The 2,145-nt window shown below is 53.0% G+C and carries 4 protein-coding genes; all 4 read right to left on the bottom strand.

Features of this window, described 5'->3' with window-relative positions:
• Positions 1-59: 59 nt before the first annotated feature.
• Entirely contained in the window at positions 60-404 is a 345-nt protein-coding gene (locus tag HNQ01_RS22065) for a toll/interleukin-1 receptor domain-containing protein (RefSeq protein WP_173807656.1), read from the bottom strand.
• Positions 405-533: 129 nt separating this feature from the next.
• The gene (locus HNQ01_RS22060; protein WP_173807655.1) at positions 534-1,199 is read right to left on the bottom strand and encodes a hypothetical protein; all 666 of its coding nucleotides are present in this window, start codon (positions 1,197-1,199) and stop codon (positions 534-536) included.
• Between the two features lie 84 nt (positions 1,200-1,283).
• The gene (locus HNQ01_RS22655; protein ID WP_173807654.1) at positions 1,284-1,841 is read right to left on the bottom strand and encodes a TIR domain-containing protein; all 558 of its coding nucleotides are present in this window, start codon (positions 1,839-1,841) and stop codon (positions 1,284-1,286) included.
• Between the two features lie 19 nt (positions 1,842-1,860).
• Positions 1,861-2,145, bottom strand: a 285-nt coding sequence (locus HNQ01_RS22255) for a hypothetical protein (RefSeq protein WP_217427655.1), incomplete at its 5' end; no start/stop codon positions are given.

The raw sequence follows: 2,145 nt of genomic DNA, 5'->3' as shown, positions 1-2,145 counted from the left end.
TCGGCCGGCCGCAGACCGTGCCGGTGGGTGCCGTGGCATGAGTCCGTCCGGGGTTGGGGTCAGGGCGTCTGCTCGTGGATTTGTGCAACAGAGCCTCGCGCAATGACGGGGATAACGCGTGCCGACTTATCACGATGCTTTTCAAGCGCGCGCTCTAGCTCAACTCCGTAGCAATACTTTGAGTTAATAAAATCAGACGAAATAAGAAGTATAACAATGTCCGCTTGACCCAACTTTTCCAAAATCTCGGGCTCCCATTCAGAACCGGGTGAAATCTGACGGTCCGTCCATTCTAGAATAATACCTTGGTGTTTAAGCGGTGCGAGATGCCCCACCAACTCGCTGCGGAACGCTTCATCCTTGTGCGAGTAGGATAAAAACAGGCTTAGCGCGCTATTGCTCATGTCACGTGTACCCCTGGCGCCCAACGCCCCAGTTAACCGGCGCCGGAGCACGTAGTGCGGAGGGTACCGCGGCAGGCCATGAAAATGCCGAAGGCATGGCCTGCCGTGGCGTCCACGTTGAACGCCCAGTTAGGCGCCGCGGGGAAGTCGCCTTCTGGTCGATAACTTAACAACTGGTTCTGCGATGAAGTATTTGACACCTTTTGTCTTGCCTTCGCTACGCAGCTTTCCTGACTCAAGCATTTGCCGAACAGCAACTTGAGCCATTCGTTTGTGAACTCCGAGTATGTCGGAGACTTCTACCACACCTAATCCTGGCTCGCGTTTCAATAGGTCTGTAATATCGCTTTCTAGCCCCGCCAGATAATCATCAACACCTATGCGGCTACTTCTCGGGTAGCGCTGGTCAAGTAAGACGGTGAGCTTATCTTCTAGGTCAGCGAAGCTTATGTACTGAATACGATCAATGCCCCGAATGTCGCTAGGAACTTCAGACAGGTTCGTTTGGCTTGGGTTGAAGCAGATGTACCAGTTTTCGGATAGCGCTAACGCAATGCCGAGCTCAAGTGTAACATTCGGATTCCATGCGGAAATGTCGAATATCGAAAAGTCCGAGCTGCGAATGTAACTTAGAATTTTCTGGAGAATATGCATGTTGGTGATTTTCTCATCTGCGAAAATGAATCGAACACCAAAGACCTTTTCGAGGCTCGAGAAAACCTTGCGATAGTCTCGCTTGTCGTAGAGGCCGTATGCGTACGCTACAAATACCTGTTTTGATTGATTATTGCTCATGCTTTGCAGGTGTGGAAATTGTGGAGCCTAACGTTTGAATTCACCGGCCGCCGGAGGCGGTCCGGTGGAATGAAGGGCTAGGCATTATCGTGCGAACCTCCGCTCAAACTGCGTTTCGAGAGTTGCTCTCTCCGTCTGTGAAAGCTCTCTAGGTGAGAGTAGGACGGTGGGATCTTCGTTCGGACTCACCTTTCCGCCCAATATTGCCCCCACCACGCTGCCAATCAATCCGCCGATCACGGCCGCTCCAATGACAGCGCCTGGAGTCGACGGCATCGGTCTTTCAGGGACAGGTGAGACGGATACAACACCACGAAAGTCCAACCATTGATACTCGGCTAGTGAACTGGGGAGGGGCGTTCCATCAAGAAGCACTGGTGCAATGTCAACCTTCTTTGCAATTGCCTCTTCGTACTCCTCGCGTACGGGTTCAGATGCGGCCGAATTTGCTGACCAGAACAAGAGAACGCAGTCGGCTCGTAGCAAGTTGTCCGCCAAGACGGCTCGCCACTTCTTTCCCGGTTTGATGGCATCCTCGTCTCGGAATACCTCTGCACCGCTAATTCGCAGTAGCGCGCACATTTGCCTCACGATTTCTCTGTCGTGCCGACTGTAAGACGCGAAGAGTAGGCGCCGCTTCATCAGGGTATATTTGCGATGTCTAACGTAAATTAGACCGCACGCCCTGCAGGCGTAACAGCCACTTGCAGACTTTCACCTGCACCTGTGCCGCGCGCAAGCCTTTGTTGCGCAAGGACTTTTTCAATTTTCTGCATGCTTTCTCCCCTGTAAAAATCGACCCCAAACCCTGCAGCAGAGTTTGCCGTTTACGCCATCGTTGTAACGGCAGCCGGCTCTGTTGCACAAAGCGAGCGTCCGAGCGCTCGTAGACTGACGCGGTGAGCGAAGCCAAGAAGAAGCGGACGAAGTACCGCACGACGAACTG

This window comes from Sphaerotilus uruguayifluvii (assembly GCF_013294065.1).
In the GTDB taxonomy this organism is placed as follows: domain Bacteria; phylum Pseudomonadota; class Gammaproteobacteria; order Burkholderiales; family Burkholderiaceae_C; genus Sphaerotilus; species Sphaerotilus uruguayifluvii.
Note: the sequence above shows the minus strand (reverse complement) of the source record. Positions and strands in the feature narration are given on the sequence as shown.